Origin of the sequence: Streptomyces venezuelae ATCC 10712, from assembly GCF_008639165.1 — a bacterium.
In the GTDB taxonomy this organism is placed as follows: domain Bacteria; phylum Actinomycetota; class Actinomycetes; order Streptomycetales; family Streptomycetaceae; genus Streptomyces; species Streptomyces venezuelae.
In genome coordinates, this window is the sequence record NZ_CP029197.1 from 1,048,656 (window position 1) to 1,063,336 (window position 14,681).

The following is a 14,681-nucleotide window of genomic DNA, read 5'->3' on the forward strand; positions in this document are numbered from 1 at the left end:
GGGCGTCGCGTCGCTCAGAGGCGCAGCGTCCGCCGGAGGTGCAGCCGTTCGGCGGTCCCGCCCTTGTCCTGGACGTGCCGGACGAGGAGGTCGCTGTCGACGATGGCGGGGTGGCTCTCGTCGTAGTCGACGGCCATCACGACGCCCATCCAGGGTTCGAGGCCCATCGCGTACACATAGACCTCGTCGGGCTCCAGGGCGTCGACGATCTCCCTCGCCTGGGGGAAGTTGGAGCCGTTGAGCCGTCGGCTCTGGTCGGTCCTGCGGTCGAGCGGCTCGCCGTAGAGCGGACCGTAGATCCAGCTGGCCGCCGCGCCGATGCTCTCCATGCCGATGAAGACGGTGTCGACGGGGCCGATCACCTCGGCCACCTTGGTGTACATCGTCGGGGAGATGTTGGTGGAGTCGGCGGCGAACAGCACGGAGCGCTCCCCGAAGCGGATCAGCCATCCGGTCTTGCTGCGGATGCGCAGGTCGCCGTGTTCGCCGAGGAAGGGCAGGGCGACGACCTCGGCGGATCCGCAGGACAGCGTCTCCAGGTCGTCGACCTCGACGACGTCGGTGAAGCCGAGCCGGCGCAGGATGCCGCCGAGTCCGGGGTCCACCAGGCTTGCGTTGGTGGATTTGGGGACCAGGACCCTGCCGACCCGGTGCCGGATCCGCAGCAGGGTCTCGAACAGCATGTGGTCCTGGTGGTTGTGGGTGATGAGCAGGTGGTCGATGCGCTCGGGCAGGTCGGCGAAGGTGAACCGGTTCTCCGCTCCCCCGGGGTATCCGCTGTAGCTCAGCACCGGGTCCACGAGGAAGGTGGTGCCCCGGTGGCGGGCGAACACGCAGGCGTGGCCGACGTATTCGAGGACGTCCTCCTCGGAGGAGGAGGCGGGGGCGGGAGCTTCCGACGCCGCCGGGGTGGGCTCGAAGTACGAGGCGAACCGGGCGGCCCGCTCGCCGTCGAGGCCGAACCGCGCCGCCAGGTCGTCGAGTTCGGTCCCGGTCAGGCCGCCGCGGAAGACCGCGTCGAGCAGCGGGGAGTTCAGCGGGACGTCGACCAGGAGCTGCTCCGGGCCGTACTCCAGCATCGGCGTGGTGAGGGCGAACTCGCGGGCGTCCTCCGTGACGGGGCGGAAGCGGACCTGCTGCCAGGACTCGTCGTAGTACTCGGAGGCGTACATCAGCGGCTCGACGAAGCGGTAGTCGGCCGTGCGGTTGTCCCTGCCGTAGAACACCTCCACCCGGCCGGCCAGGGCCGCCGGCAGCTCCTGGTAGACGGGGTCGAGGCACTCGCCGTGGTGGCGGGGCAGGATGTCCTCCTCCAGGCGCCGGACGGCCTCGAAGAGTTCGTCGAGCCGCTCGCGCCGTGGAGCGGTCTCCCGGTACCAGGCCTCGATGGCGTCGCGGTGCTCGTGGGCGTGGATCCAGGGGCCGCCGTGCATCCGGCGCTGCCGGACGGCCGCCGCGTGGACCTGCGGGTCGTCGAGGTAGCTCTCGACGATGCGGTTGAAGCGGTTGTGGACGAAGCGGGCGAGGGTCTGCGGCGGCAGCAGGTACGACCAGCCGTACCAGCCGGCGATGACCGGCTCGACCGCGATGTCCTGGCGTAACGAGTAGCGCATGGGGGACTACGGCTCCGTTCCTGTCAGCGCGGTGTCGGCGCGTGGGCGGCGCCGTTCTGGGCCTCTGCGGTGGTCCCGGTCCGCTCCGGCCGGTCGCCGGCCGGGGTGTCCGGCGGGGTGCCGAGCAGCCGGCCGAGGATGTCGTGGTCGACCTCGCGGTGGGCGGAGGGCCAGCCCGGTCCGCTCAGGGCCGCCTGCATGGCGGCCAGGAGCGGGGCGGGGACCTCGCCGCCGTCGCGTACCCGCTCGAACCATGCGGCGGGCGCCAGGACGTCCGCCTCGGTGAGGCCGGTGTGGCGCAGCAGCTCGTCGAGCGCGTACGTACGGTGGACGACGACCGCCGAACGGGAGTCCGGAGTCCGGGAGGCGCCGTCGGCCGTGCCCGGGTTCGCGTCCGGCCGGCCGAGGAGGGTGTCGGCCAGGGTGCCGACGTCGCAGACGGGCACGTGGCCGCTGAGCCGGGGCATCGCGCCCACCCGGCGCGCGGTCTCCAGGAGGGCGGTGAACCAGTCGTCCTTGAGGTGGTGGCGGTCCTCGGGCCGGTGCCCGTAGACAAGACCCGGCCGGTAGTGGGAGACGGCGCAGCCCAGCACGGCGAGGGTGTTCACGTACTCCTCGCTGATCAGCTTCGACCGCGAGTACGGGTCGCCGACCGCCGTGAGGGTCGCGGCCGACAGGGGCAGGAAGTCCGCCCCGGCCGAGGCGGCCGACAGGAACGCGAAGGACCGGGCGCCGAGGGCCGCCGCCGCGCGGACGACCAGGGCCGTGTTGCGCACGCTGCCGCTCAGGTGGCTGTCGAGCGGCAGCAGGTGGTTGACCTGGTAGCCGCAGTGGACCACCGCGTCGACGACGGGGCCGCGCCGCCGGTCGACCCAGCGCTCGAGCTCCGCGTACGAGATGGCCCGGACCCGGGCGTAGTCGGCGGCCTGCCGTCCGAACCGGGTCGCGTGGCCGGTGAGGACCCCGTCGGGGTCGCCGGTGCTGACGACGAGGACGGGGCGGCCGGCGGCGAGCAGCCGGTCGAGGACGTGCCCGCCGATGAAGCCGGACGCGCCGGTGAGGAGCACCTCGCGGTCGCCGTCCGCGGCGCCGGGCACCGGCTCGTGGCGGGTGTCGCGGCGCAGCAGCGGCAGCTCGGCGCGCAGGGCGTCGCGCTCGGTCTCCACCCGGCGCAGCAGCGTGTCGACGGCGGACTCCGCCGGGGCGACGGCCTCGCCGCGCAGGTGGCGCAGGAAGGCGGCCGGGGCGAAGTCGTAGTCCATGGCGGCGAACGCGGCCTCGACGGCCTCCTCGCCGTACGCGTCGGAGAGTTTGACCTGGATCTGGATCATGGCGAGGGAGCTGCCGCCGGCGTCGAAGATGGACGTCTCGGGGCCGATCTCCTGGCCGAGGACGGCGGTCACGACGTCGAGCACGCGCCGCAGTTCCGCGGCGTCCTCGCCGTCCGTCCCGCCGTGCGGGGCGCCGGCCGGGGAGGCGAGCAGCTCGCGCAGGGCGCTCCGGTCCACCTTCCCGCCGGAGGTGAGCGGGAGCGCGTCGACCAGGACCAACCGGTCGGGTGCCTCCCAGACGGGCACCAGGTCCCTGATCCGGGCCATCAGCGACTCCTCGGTGGCCTCGCCGTCCGCGGCCGTGACGAGCAGGATCGTGGCGTCCTGGCGGACGAGTGCCACCTCGCGCCCCAGGTGGCGGGAGAGCGTGGAGCCGACGTGGGCGAGGTTCACCCGGTGGCCGAGGCGTTTGATCTGCTCGTCGATCCGTCCGAGGTAGGTGAGTTCGCCGTCGTCGGAGAGGGAGACGACGTCCCCGGTGGCGTAGGCCGGGGAGCCGTCGACCGTACCGAACACCTCGTTCTCGGCCGGGCTGCCGCCGGCGTAGCCGAGTGCCACGCCGTCGCCGACGATGACGAGTTCGCCGGTGCCCGCCGTGGCGTGGTCACCGGAGTCGGGGTCGCGGACGTAGGCCCGGAAGCCGTCGACGGGGGTGCCGATGCTCGGCGTGTACGAGGTCAGCTCGGCCAGGGAGAAGCAGACGGTGGCTTCGGTCGGGCCGTACGCGTTGAACACCCTGCTGTACCGGGCGGCCTTGTCGTACTCGCCCTCGCCGAGGGCCTCGCCGCAGAACTCCACCTTCCGGATGCGGCTGCGGGCCGCCTCGTCGAGCCGGGCGTAGACGGACGGCGACAGCATGGCGAGGTCACAGCCGTGGGCGGCGAGGTGCCGCGAGACGGACCCCAGCCAGGAGGCCTGGTCGCGCACGGGGACGACGAGGGTCGCCCCGGCGTACAGGGTGCCGAGGATCTCGCTGACGGAGGCGTCGAACGACAGCGACGCGAAGTGCAGGACCTGGTCGTCGGGGGTGATGTCGAGCAGCCTCCGCAGGGAGCGGCAGAGGTTGAGCAGGCCGCCGTGCCCGACGTCGACGAGCTTGGGGTCGCCGGTCGAACCCGAGGTGAAGATGGAGTACGCGACGCGGGAACGGGCCGGCTCGTCGGCCGTGCCGTCCGCCGGCGCCGGGGCCGGGTCGGTGGGCCAGCCGACATCACCGGCGTACAGGGCGCGCAGGCCGGCCTTCTCGCCGCGCACCAGCGCCTCGCGCTCGAAGCAGACGAGCAGCGCCGCGTCCGCGACCCGCGCGAACTCCTCGAACCGGTCGGCGGGCAGGCCCGGGTTCATCGGGGTGTGCACGGCGTGGCTGCGCATCGCCGCGAGGGCCCAGACCACGGCTTCCGCCGTGTGCTCCCCGGCGACCAGGACGCGGCGGCCCGCGGGGCACTCGGCGTCGATCCGGCGGGCGAGCGCGCTGGTGACCCGGTCGAGCTCCTCGTAGGTCCAGGTCCGTCCGGCGGTCCGCAGCGCGGTCCGTCCGCGGTGGCGCCGGAAGAGGTCGGTCAACAGGTCAGGGAGTTCCACCACTTGCTCCAATTCGCTGCTTGAGTCCGTCGAGGACGTCGGCCGCGGCCCCGGGGGAGAGGAAGCCGCGCTTGTACTGCATCCGCAACAGCGGCGGGCCCGGCCAGGACCGGTCGGCGAGGAACTTGAGGTCCTCGAAGACCCGGGCGCTGCGCACCGGGACCCAGCGCCACCGGTCCGGCTCCGGACGCATGAACGTCGTGTCGGAGACGACGACACGGGGCATCCGGCCGCTGGTGAACGCCCGCGCGAAGGCGTCGAGGTCGGACATCGTGAACCGGCCGAGGGACTCCTGGGCGTGCCGGGTCTTGGCGAAGTACTCGGGGGTGTAGTCGGACGGCAGCCCGGGCCGTACGACGAGGGGCTTGATCTCGACGTAGTAGCCGCCCTTCGTCGCGAACTCCCAGCGGGAGTAGGGGTACTGCAGGACCAGGCCGCCGCCGAGGGCGGGCAGCAGGACGCCGGTGACGGCGCTGAGCAGTTCGTCGAAGGTGACGCCCTCGCGCAGCGGCAGCCACTCCTCCACGGACGCGGAGATCGTCGGGATGCCCTTGCGGCCCGGCACGGGCAGCTCGCCGAGGGCGCGGGTGACCTCCGCGGGGTCGGCCGCCGGCAGGGCCGTGTACTGCTCGACGGTCCGTGCGTGGTGGCGGTAGCGGGAGCCGATCCGGCCGGGCGGGGTGTCGCCGCGCAGATGGGCCCTGATCTGCCGGAGCAGGTCGACGACGTCGGCGAGGTCGACGATCAGATGACTGAACTTGACGAAGACGAGGTACTCGCCGTCCGTGTGCCGCCAGTACGCGAGGCGCACGGCCTCGTCGATCCGCAGCGGCCGGCTGTTGTGGTACGCGGTGACGAGGTCCGCCAGCTCGGCGGGGCCGCCCTCGACGGGGCCCGGCCGCGGGTCGAGGGTGACGACCACGTCCTCCTCCGCCACCTCGACCAGGTCGGCCAGGGCCCGGGTGAGGCCGAGCCGGGCCACGAACTCCCGCCACGCGGCCGGGTCCTCGACCCGGCCGGGTTCGACGGTGCCCACGAAGGCCGTGCACGGGTTGACGTCGCAGTCCATGCCGAGGTCGGCGAGGAAGCTGTGGATGTCGCGCACGGCGAGCGCGCGGGGGCGCAGCGGAGTGCGGCCGGCCGGCCCGGGGCTGCCCGCGGTCATCGGGTCACCGTCGTGCCCCAGCCGAACTCGACCTGGTCGAGGACGTCCATCTCGGTGAGGAGGGTGTGGATGCCCGAGTGGTCCTGCACGAGGTGGGTGCCGCCCTGGGCCTCGCGCACCTCGGCGGCGGCCTTCTCCCAGCCGGGGACGCCCTCGAACGCGACGATCGACTCCCAGGTCGTGAAGTCGGGGGCGACGAAGGCCTCCAGGCCGGCCACGACCTTCTCCAGGAGGAATCGGCGCCGGTCGGCCGGAAGGGCCTCGTAGACCTGCTTCATCATCTCGCCGGAGATCGAGGCGTGGCAGTACTCGTCGCGGTTGTGCAGCTTCACCGTGGTGGAGTTGACGACCTGGATCTCCTGGTCGTCGGCGAGGAGGTCGAGGTAGGCGTTGATGGAGATCTCGGCGACCGTCGCGAAGCCCAGGGTGGTGAGGCTCCGCTGCCACGGTTCCTCGCAGCGGTCCAGGTGTTCCTGGTGGATCGTGGTGATGTGCGAGTCCGGCAGCACGCGGTCGGAGAAGTCGCTCCGGCGCATCCGCCGGGTCACCGCGCTGCCGTTGATGTGCATGAGCGTGTGGTACTGCTCGTCCACCATGGCCTGTGCGACGGCGAGCTCCAGCTGCTGGCCGCCGAGACCGGGGTACGCGCCGCCGATGACCAGTTCGAAGGCCGGGTTGGCGATCCGCTGCTCGATCAGCACCGTGTTGCGGTTGTAGGCGACCCAGCCCCAGCTCAGCAGCCGGGAACGGGTCTCGTCGGAGAGGCGCTCCCAGATCGGGTGGCCCCGGAAGGGGATCATGTCCTCCCGGAAGTCCGGGCGGCCGGGATCGAACAGCGCGTAGACGTCCGGTTCCTCGCGCTTCACGGCGGCGCGCCGGTGCCAGTTCCCGACGAGCCGGTTGATGACCGCGTTCTCGGCGGGGTCGTCCGGGTCGAATGCCGGCAGTCCGCCGATCCGGACGTGCCCGTCGTCGTTCCCGGCGGCTTCGGATTTCTCGTCCGTGTGGTCACGCATGGCCCACCCCTTCCTTCACTTCCCTTTGCGGGCTCTTCCCTTTGCGGGCTCGGCCCTTCCCGGGTCCGGCGTCTCGAAGTCTGTGGATATCGGTCGCGGGCCGCAAGGGTGTGCAGATCACCACCCCGTGCAACTGAAGGAACCGGACAGTTGAACAGGGCGGTGAACCGCGCGGACTGAACGACCTTGCGTGGGCCGGGGGCGTATGACATAAAAATCCAGGCGTCGGCCCGGAGCACGACTCGGCCGGCGACGCGATCTGTTCTGTCTTTCGTGCTGGACGGAGGCCTTAAGGTGACGGAGCGAATCCAGGGTGTCGTCGTGGCGGCGCTCGAAGAAATCAATCTGACGCGTGAGGAGAAGATTCCGACCGACCAGGTCCTCGACCTGTGTCTCTACGGTGACTCCGGCGTGTTCGAGTCCATGTACCTGGTGGCCTTCCTCTCCCTGGTCGAGGAGAACATCGAGGACGAGTTCGGCACCGAGGTGTCGCTCACGTCCGAGAAGGCGGTGTCCCGCCGGGTGAGTCCGTTCAGCAGCGTGCGCAGGCTGATCGGCTTCATCGAGGAAGAGCTGGAACTCGTCGGCGTGCGCGGTTAGCGCAGGTCACCGCCGCCATGATCCTCATGATCACCGGCACCCGGACCGGCATCGGCAAGGCCCTCGCGGAGCATTTCCTGGAGGCCGGGCACGACGTCGTCGGGTGCAGCAGAAGGCCCCCGACCATCGACCACCCGCGCTACCGGCACCACGAGGCGGATCTCGCGGACCCCGGTCAGACGAAACGCATGTTCCGGAGCGTCCGGGCGGAGTACGGAAAGCTCGACGCCCTGGTGAACAACGCCGGCACCTCGTCGATGAACCATTTCATGACGACCCCGGACGAGGTTTCCCGGAAGATATTCGACATCAATTTCTTCGCCGTGCTGAACTGCTGCCGGGAAGCGGTCAAACTGCTGCGGAAATCCACTGAGCAGAGTTCCGCGATCCTGAACGTCTCCACGGTCGCGGTGCCCTGGGCCATCGAAGGACAGCTCGCCTATTCGGCCAGCAAGAGCGCGGTCGAACAACTCGTCCGCGTGATGAGCAAGGAGTTGTCCACGTTCGGGATCAGGGTGAACGGAATCGGACTTCCGCCCGTTCACACCGTATTGACGAGGACCGTTCCCCGGCCAAAGATCGACGCTCTGATCGCACGCCAGGCGATATCCCGTCAGTGCACGACGGCGGACATCGTCGGCCCCGTGGAGTTCCTGATCGGCCGGCAGTCGGAGTTCATCACGGGCGAGACGCTCTTTCTAGGGGGTGTGCACTGACATGCGCGACGAACTGCTGCGAAGGTTCGAGGACTTCGGCGCCCGTACGGCGCTCTACGACCGCGGGACCGCCGTCACGTACGCGGAACTCCTGAAGCGGATCGGCGAGACCCGGCAGCTGCTGGCGCTCCACGGCGTGAAGCCGCGGGAGACCGTGGTCGTCCACGGCGACTACTCGCTGGACTCGGTGGCGGCCCTTTTCGCCCTCTTCCTCGACCGGAACGTCGTGGTGCCGGTGGTCACGCTCACCGACACCACCCTCGACACCCTCGTCGAGCACTGCCGGCCGGGCCATCTGATCAGGACGACCGGGGCGGGTACGGAGGTCGAGGACCTCGCCGCACGGGCCGAACCCGCCGCACGGGCCGAACCCGCCGGACCGGCCCAGCTCGCCGGCGCCGAGGAACCCACCGACGGGGCCGAGGCCGTGCACGGCCGGCTCGGCGACCCTGACGCGGCCGGACTCGTGCTGCTCAGCAGCGGCAGCACCGGCGCGCCCAAGGTCATCCTGCACAGTCTCGACGTGCTCGTCGGCGAGAAGCTGGAGAAGCGGCCGCGCCGCCGGGAGAACGCCCTCAACATCCTCATGGTGCTGATGTTCGATCACATCGGGGGCATCAACTCCCTGCTCAGCACCCTCCTGGTCGGGGGCACCGCGGTCCTCCCCCGCCAGCGCACCCCGGACGAGATCTGCGCGCTGATCGAGCGCCACCGGATCCTCGTCCTCCCCACCAGCCCGACCTATCTCAACCTGATCATGGTCGGCGACTACCACCGCACACACGACCTCAGCAGCCTGCGCCTGATCACGTACGGCACCGAGCCGATGTCCGAGGAACTCCTCCTGCGGGTCCGCAAGACCTTCCCGGGGGTCCGGCTGCTCCAGACCTTCGGGACGAGCGAGACCGGCATCGCCACCACCACCAGCGAATCGTCGACCAGCACGTACTTCAAGATCTCCGACGCCGGTGTGGAGTACCGCATCGTCGACGGCGAACTCCAGCTCAGGAGCCGGACCCAGTTCCTCGGCTATCTGAACTACGACGACGACTCGCTGACCGAGGACCGCTGGTTCCGGACCGGGGACCTGGTCGAGGAGGCGGCCCACGGCTACCTCCGGATCAAGGGCCGGGCCAAGGAGGTCATCAACGTCGGCGGCGAGAAGCTCCTCCCGCTGGAACTCGAATCGGTCCTCATGGGCAGCCCCCTCGTCGAGGACTGCGTCGTGTACGGCAGGCCGAACGCGATCACCGGCCAGTCCGTGTGCGTCGACATCAAGCCCACAGGCGAACTCACCCGCGCGGCCCTCCGCAAGCACGTGACGGAGTTCCTCGCCGGCCGGGTCGAGCCGTTCAAGGTCCCCTCGAAGATCAACGTGGTCGACACGATCGCGATGTCGGACCGCATGAAGAAGCTGCGGTCCCGGCCGGGCGCCGACGAGGAGTGAACGGCCTCCTCCCGCCCGTACCCCGCACCCCTTTCACAGCGCTTCCTCCTCGCCGCCCCGGCGCGGAGTCCCGTCAGCCTGTCCCCGTCCCAAGGAGTACGTGATGACACGATCGAAGGTGGCGATCATCGGCGGAGGGCCGGCCGGTAGTGTCGCGGGCCTCACCCTGCACAAGCTGGGCCACGACGTCACGATCTACGAGCGGTCCGCCTTCCCCCGGTACCGCGTCGGCGAGTCCCTGCTGCCCGGCACGATGTCGATCCTCAACCGCCTCGGGCTGCAGGAGAAGATCGACGCGCAGAACTACGTCAAGAAGCCCTCGGCGACCTTCCTCTGGGGCCAGGACCAGGCCCCGTGGACGTTCTCCTTCGCGGCCCCCAAGGTCGCGCCCTGGGTCTTCGACCACGCCGTCCAGGTGAAGCGCGAGGAATTCGACAAGCTCCTCCTCGACGAGGCCCGGAGCCGCGGGATAACCGTCCACGAGGAGACCCCGGTCACCGACGTGGACCTGTCCGACCCCGACCGCGTCGTCCTGACCGTGCGCCGGGGCGGCGAGAGCGTCACCGTCGAGAGCGACTTCGTCATCGACGCGGGCGGCTCGGGCGGTCCGATCTCCCGCAAGCTCGGCGTGCGCCAGTACGACGAGTTCTACCGGAACTTCGCGGTCTGGTCGTACTTCAAGCTGAAGGACCCCTTCGAGGGGGACCTCAAGGGCACCACGTACTCGATCACCTTCGAGGACGGCTGGGTCTGGATGATCCCCATCAAGGACGACCTGTACAGCGTCGGCCTCGTCGTCGACCGCTCGAAGTCCGCCGAGGTGCGCGAGCAGGGCGCCGACGCCTTCTACTCGTCCACCCTCGCCAAGTGCGCCAAGGCCATGGACATCCTCGGCGGCGCCGAGCAGGTCGACGAGGTCCGGATCGTGCAGGACTGGTCCTACGACACCGAGGTCTTCTCCGCCGACCGCTTCTTCCTCTGCGGAGACGCCGCCTGCTTCACCGACCCGCTGTTCTCCCAGGGCGTGCACCTGGCCTCGCAGTCGGCGGTCTCGGCCGCCGCGGCCATCGACCGCATCACCCGGCACGGGGACGAGAAGGACGCGGTGCACGCCTGGTACAACCGCACCTACCGCGAGGCCTACGAGCAGTACCACCAGTTCCTCGCCTCCTTCTACACCTTCGCCTCCTTCACGGAGCCCGACTCCGAGTTCTGGCGGAAGCGGCGCATCACGGAGTCCGACGACGACCGGCTGACCCGAAAGAAGTGGTTCGAGAGCCTGGCGGGCAACGGCCCGGAGGACCCCTCCGGGACCGTGGCGTCCTTCCGCGACCGGGCATCCACGATGATCGCGATCGGCCGCCACCAGCGTCCGGAACTCAGCGACGACTTCAGCGAGGCCGAGCTGAACCCGGCCCGGGTCCGCTGGATCAGCGACCTCACCAAGCGGCTGAACAGCATCACCCGCTTCAAGTGGACCGGCGGCAAGGCCGTGCTCAAGCAGCACTACCGCGTCGAGCCGATCGGCTTCCGGCTGGAACAGCGCGAGGTCCTCGCCAACGGGGAAGGGCTCGACATGGCCCAGTACCCGATGGACGACGAGGCCCGGCAGATCTTCCAGGACCTCGCCGAGGAGGAGTTCGGCTACAAGACGCTGGTCAAGCGCCTCGGCGCGGTCGGCCGGCAGGAGCTGAGCACCCAGATCGTCGTCCGGCTGATGGAGGCGGGCCTCCTCACCGGCTACGACGCGCAGGGCGAGAAGGTCTTCGTCCAGGGCCGGCTCCACTTCGGCGGCGTCGGGGTCGAGTACGAGGTCTGACCGCCGCCGCACGACCACCCGCCGGGCAGCCCCGTCCCGTTCACGGGAGCGGACGGGACGGGCCCCGGCGGGCTCGGGGGCCGGTGCACCCACCGGCCACCACCCACCGGCCACCGCCCACCGGCCACCGGCCCCCGAACACCCCCCACACCCCACACCCCTCCCACCCCCCACGCCCCTTCCACACCCCACCCCTCATCCACCCTCGCGCCCCGAAGGAGGCGGTCCGATGCGGCACACGAGATTGCGGGACCTGGAGGTCTCCCGGATCGGCCTGGGGACCATGGGCATGTCCTTCGGCTACACGGGCTCCGGCTCGGACGACGCGGGCTCCGTCCGCGCCCTGCACCGCGCCCTCGACCTCGGCGTCACCTTCCTCGACACCGCCGAGATCTACGGGCCCTACACCAACGAACGGCTCGTCGGCCGAGCGCTCGGCGCCCGCCGCGACCAGGTGGTGCTCGCCACGAAGTTCGGCCTCGTCTCGCACGCGGGCGGCGGCCCCGGACAGCTCGACAGCAGCCCCGCGAACGTCCGTACCGCCGTGGAGGGTTCGCTGCGGCGGCTCGGGACCGACCACATCGACCTCTGCTACCAGCACCGCGTCGACCCCGGCACCCCCATCGAGGACACCGTCGGCGCCCTCGCCGAGCTGGTCGCCGAGGGCAAGATCCGCCACATCGGCCTCTCCGAGGCGGGCCCCGCCACGATCCGCCGCGCGCACGCCGTCCACCCGGTCACCGCGGTCCAGTCCGAGTACTCCCTGTGGACCCGCGACCCCGAGGAGGCGGTCCTGCCGGTCCTGCGCGAACTGGGCATCGGCTTCGTGGCGTACTCCCCGCTCGGCCACGGCTTCCTCACCGGCACGGTCCGCGCGGCCGGCCGCTTCGACGCCTCGGACCTCCGGGCGGACAACCCCCGCTTCACCGCGGAGAACCTGCCCCGGAACCTGCGCATCGCCGACGAGATCGCCGCCGTCGCCGCCGAGGCGGACGCCACCCCGGCGCAGGTCGCCCTCGCCTGGCTGCTCACCCGGGGGGACGACGTCGTGCCGATTCCCGGCAGCCGGCGGGCCGCCCGCGTCGAGGAGAACACGACGGCCGCCGAGGTCCGCCTGAGCGCGGGGCAACTCGCCCGCCTCGACGCCCTGCCCCCCGCCGCGGGCGAGCACCACACTGAGGAGCAGATGGCGATGATGGACCGCGTGTAGCGGCTGCCCGGGCGCTCGCCCCGCCGAGAGCGAACATCCTTGGCCACGGGGCGAGTTGCGGCAAGGCTGTGGGGGTCACATCCCGCATCCTGGAGGCGTTCCATGACCGCCGAGCACGCGAACACCCTGTACGAGGCCGTGGGCGGCGCCGACGCGCTGCGCAGGCTCTCCGAGACCTTCTACCAGGGGGTCCTCGCCGACCCCCTCCTCGCCCCCGTCTTCGCCGACTTCACCGCCGCCCACGTGGAGCACGTCGCCGTGTGGCTGGCGGAGGTGTTCTCGGGGCCCGCCGACTTCACCGCGGAGCTCGGCGGGCACCAGGCACTGCTCAGGGCCCATCTCGGGCTCGGCATCACCGAGGAACAGCGGCTGCGCTGGATGGAGCTGATGACGGCGGCCGTGGAGAAGGAACTGCCGGACGACGAACTGCTGCGGCGGCGGGTGGTGGAGTACTTCGACTGGGGCACCCGGATCGCCAAGGACGTCTCGGCCTCCGCTCCGGGCACGGACCTCGGCGAGCCCGGCCCCACGCCGCGCTGGGGCTGGGGCGGCCTCGCCTGACCGAGAGGGCGCCCCCTAGGGTGCGGGGGTGCCTTCGCGAACCCTCCTCACCAGCGCCTCTCTCGCCGACGCGGCCCTCCTCACGCACACCGAGCAGGGCCGCGAGTGGCCGCTCCTGGTGTGGGCACCGGGGCCGGGCGTCCGCATGGTGTCGAGCGCGGTGCTCGGCGGCGGCATCGGCGAGCGGGGCTGGGTGCTCAACGCCCAGGTCCCGCCCGGCTACGACCGGCTCGATCCCGTCGACCACCTCCGCGAGCTGGCCGCCGGGGCGGGGCTCGCCGGCCCGGGCGTGGGGCTCATGACGGCGGCCCCGGTAGCGGACCTGCGCCGCGCGGCGGACGGCGGGGTACGGGCGGTGGTCACCGCCGGGATAGGGGTACGCGGCTGGGCGGCCGCGCCGGGGGACGGCGGCGTCACGGCGCCCCGCCCCGGGACGATCAACATCATCGTCTCCGTGCCCGTCCCCCTGACGGACGCGGCGCTGGTCAACGCGGTGGCCACGGCCACCGAGGCGAAGGTGCAGGCCCTGGTGGAACTGGGCGCGGACGCCTCCGGCACCCCCACGGACGCGGTCTGCGTGGCGGCCCCGACGCCCGAAGGCACCGAAGCCGAACCCTTCGCGGGCCCGCGCTCCCGGTGGGGCGCCCGCCTGGCCCGGGCGGTCCACGCGGCGACCAGGGCGGCCTGCGCGGACCTGGTGAAGCCCTAGGCGGGGTTCAGGGGCGCGGTTCAGCCGTGTGAGAGGAGCGCCGCCGTGAGTTCGGCCGCGCGGCGGTGCCACAGCTGGGCCCCGCGCAGCATCGCGTGGCCGCCGGTCGGCATCGGGATGCCGGCCGCGTCGGCGCCCGCCGCCCGGGCCCTGCGGACGAAGTCCCAGGACGCGCGGGCCGAGGTCACGCGGTCGGACTCGTCGTGGAGGAGATAGAGCCGCCGGCCGCCGAGGTGGTCGACGGGCTCGCCGGTGGGGCACCAGGGCGCGAGGGCGACGACGCCCCGGACCGCGGGGTCGCCTGCGGCGGCCAGTGCGGCGCGGCCTCCCATGGAGTGGCCGAGGAGGACGACGGGGACGGGCCCGACCTGCTCCCGGAGGAGTACGAGGGCGGTCTCGGCGTCCCGGGCGGCGTCGGCGTTCGGTCCGTTCCAGCCGCGGTGGCGGTAGCGCACCTCGGCGATCAGCACGTCGCGGCCCCGGACGGCGCGGGTCACGGCGGTGGCGAAGGGACGCATGCGCAGCGCCGGGAGGTTGAGTGCGGGCGGCGGCTCGGGGCCGTCTTCGCGTCCCCCGTGCAGCAGGAGCACGGCGGCCGTGGGTGCGGCGGGCGCGCTGCGGACGAGCAGGGTGCGGGGTGCGGCGCGCCGGGTCGGGCAGAGCGTCATCGCGCGCACGCCCCGCTCGCGTACCGGAGTCGCTCGCACGTCCCGCTCGCGTACCGGAGTCGCTCGCACGTCCCGCTCGCGTACCGGAATCGCTCGCACGTCCCGCTCGTGCGGGCCGCGGGGCCGGGCTGCTGCGCCATGGGGGGCCTCCTGGAGTCACTTGCCGCATCCCCGGTGGAGCGGTCCGCTCACAGCGCGGGGGGAGACGACCGTGAGGCCCGCAGTCTGCCAGGTCGCGGGGTCCG

12 protein-coding genes are annotated in these 14,681 nt (G+C 71.7%); 7 read left to right on the plus strand and 5 right to left on the minus strand.

The features are described 5' to 3' along the window. Window positions 1–14: 14 nt before the first annotated feature. The 4 genes from DEJ43_RS04495 to DEJ43_RS04510 are packed head-to-tail and all read right to left on the minus strand — an operon-like array spanning window position 15 to window position 6,706. Window positions 15–1,613 (minus strand): MBL fold metallo-hydrolase, encoded by a 1,599-nt coding sequence (locus DEJ43_RS04495; protein ID WP_015032127.1) that lies wholly within the window; start codon window positions 1,611–1,613, stop codon window positions 15–17. 23 nt (window positions 1,614–1,636) lie between these two features. Then, the gene (locus DEJ43_RS04500) at window positions 1,637–4,525 is read right to left on the minus strand and encodes an amino acid adenylation domain-containing protein (protein ID WP_106433678.1); all 2,889 of its coding nucleotides are present in this window, start codon (window positions 4,523–4,525) and stop codon (window positions 1,637–1,639) included. Next, window positions 4,512–5,690 carry a hypothetical protein gene (locus tag DEJ43_RS04505; protein WP_015032129.1) on the minus strand — a complete coding sequence of 393 codons (1,179 nt, stop codon included), beginning with the start codon at window positions 5,688–5,690 and terminating at the stop codon, window positions 4,512–4,514. Before DEJ43_RS04505 ends, DEJ43_RS04500 begins: the two co-directional genes overlap by 14 nt. Further along, window positions 5,687–6,706: an AurF N-oxygenase family protein gene (locus DEJ43_RS04510; protein ID WP_015032130.1), complete on the minus strand. Its 1,020-nt coding sequence runs from the start codon at window positions 6,704–6,706 to the stop codon at window positions 5,687–5,689. The genes DEJ43_RS04505 and DEJ43_RS04510 overlap by 4 nt, the downstream gene beginning before the upstream one ends. A gap of 294 nt (window positions 6,707–7,000) precedes the next feature. Between DEJ43_RS04510 and DEJ43_RS04515 the strand changes: the two genes are divergently transcribed. The 7 genes from DEJ43_RS04515 (at window position 7,001) to DEJ43_RS04545 (ending at window position 13,768) form a co-directional block, all read left to right on the plus strand. Then, complete coding sequence (locus DEJ43_RS04515; RefSeq protein ID WP_106433679.1) at window positions 7,001–7,306, plus strand: hypothetical protein; 306 nt, start codon at window positions 7,001–7,003, stop codon at window positions 7,304–7,306. 17 nt (window positions 7,307–7,323) lie between these two features. Further along, window positions 7,324–8,022 (plus strand): SDR family NAD(P)-dependent oxidoreductase, encoded by a 699-nt coding sequence (locus tag DEJ43_RS04520; RefSeq protein WP_015032132.1) that lies wholly within the window; start codon window positions 7,324–7,326, stop codon window positions 8,020–8,022. A gap of 1 nt (window position 8,023) precedes the next feature. Continuing rightward, window positions 8,024–9,469, plus strand: a complete 1,446-nt coding sequence (locus tag DEJ43_RS04525) for an ANL family adenylate-forming protein (RefSeq protein ID WP_015032133.1) — start codon at window positions 8,024–8,026, stop codon at window positions 9,467–9,469. Between the two features lie 103 nt (window positions 9,470–9,572). Continuing rightward, on the plus strand, window positions 9,573–11,288 hold the full coding sequence (gene cmlS, locus DEJ43_RS04530) for a chloramphenicol-biosynthetic FADH2-dependent halogenase CmlS (protein WP_015032134.1): 1,716 nt from the start codon (window positions 9,573–9,575) through the stop codon (window positions 11,286–11,288). 229 nt (window positions 11,289–11,517) lie between these two features. After that, complete coding sequence (locus tag DEJ43_RS04535; RefSeq protein ID WP_015032135.1) at window positions 11,518–12,498, plus strand: aldo/keto reductase; 981 nt, start codon at window positions 11,518–11,520, stop codon at window positions 12,496–12,498. A gap of 102 nt (window positions 12,499–12,600) precedes the next feature. Continuing rightward, a complete protein-coding gene (locus tag DEJ43_RS04540; protein WP_015032136.1) occupies window positions 12,601–13,059 on the plus strand; it encodes a group II truncated hemoglobin in 459 nt (152 codons plus the stop codon). Window positions 13,060–13,087: 28 nt separating this feature from the next. Further along, window positions 13,088–13,768 (plus strand): adenosylcobinamide amidohydrolase, encoded by a 681-nt coding sequence (locus tag DEJ43_RS04545; protein ID WP_015032137.1) that lies wholly within the window; start codon window positions 13,088–13,090, stop codon window positions 13,766–13,768. 20 nt (window positions 13,769–13,788) lie between these two features. Here the strand turns inward: DEJ43_RS04545 and DEJ43_RS04550 are convergent, their stop codons facing one another. Further along, a complete protein-coding gene (locus tag DEJ43_RS04550) occupies window positions 13,789–14,436 on the minus strand; it encodes an alpha/beta fold hydrolase (RefSeq protein ID WP_107499052.1) in 648 nt (215 codons plus the stop codon). Between the last annotated feature and the right edge of the window lie 245 nt (window positions 14,437–14,681).

Bases quoted from the DNA above. Each gene is read 5' to 3' on its own strand.
- DEJ43_RS04495 (WP_015032127.1), bottom strand. From the start codon at position 1,613: ATGCGCTACTCGTTACGCCAGGACATCGCGGTCGAGCCGGTCATCGCC.
- DEJ43_RS04505 (WP_015032129.1), bottom strand. From the start codon at position 5,690: ATGACCGCGGGCAGCCCCGGGCCGGCCGGCCGCACTCCGCTGCGCCCC.
- DEJ43_RS04510 (WP_015032130.1), bottom strand. From the start codon at position 6,706: ATGCGTGACCACACGGACGAGAAATCCGAAGCCGCCGGGAACGACGAC.
- DEJ43_RS04520 (WP_015032132.1), top strand. From the start codon at position 7,324: ATGATCCTCATGATCACCGGCACCCGGACCGGCATCGGCAAGGCCCTC.
- DEJ43_RS04525 (WP_015032133.1), top strand. From the start codon at position 8,024: ATGCGCGACGAACTGCTGCGAAGGTTCGAGGACTTCGGCGCCCGTACG.
- cmlS (WP_015032134.1), top strand. From the start codon at position 9,573: ATGACACGATCGAAGGTGGCGATCATCGGCGGAGGGCCGGCCGGTAGT.
- DEJ43_RS04535 (WP_015032135.1), top strand. From the start codon at position 11,518: ATGCGGCACACGAGATTGCGGGACCTGGAGGTCTCCCGGATCGGCCTG.
- DEJ43_RS04540 (WP_015032136.1), top strand. From the start codon at position 12,601: ATGACCGCCGAGCACGCGAACACCCTGTACGAGGCCGTGGGCGGCGCC.
- DEJ43_RS04550 (WP_107499052.1), bottom strand. From the start codon at position 14,436: ATGACGCTCTGCCCGACCCGGCGCGCCGCACCCCGCACCCTGCTCGTC.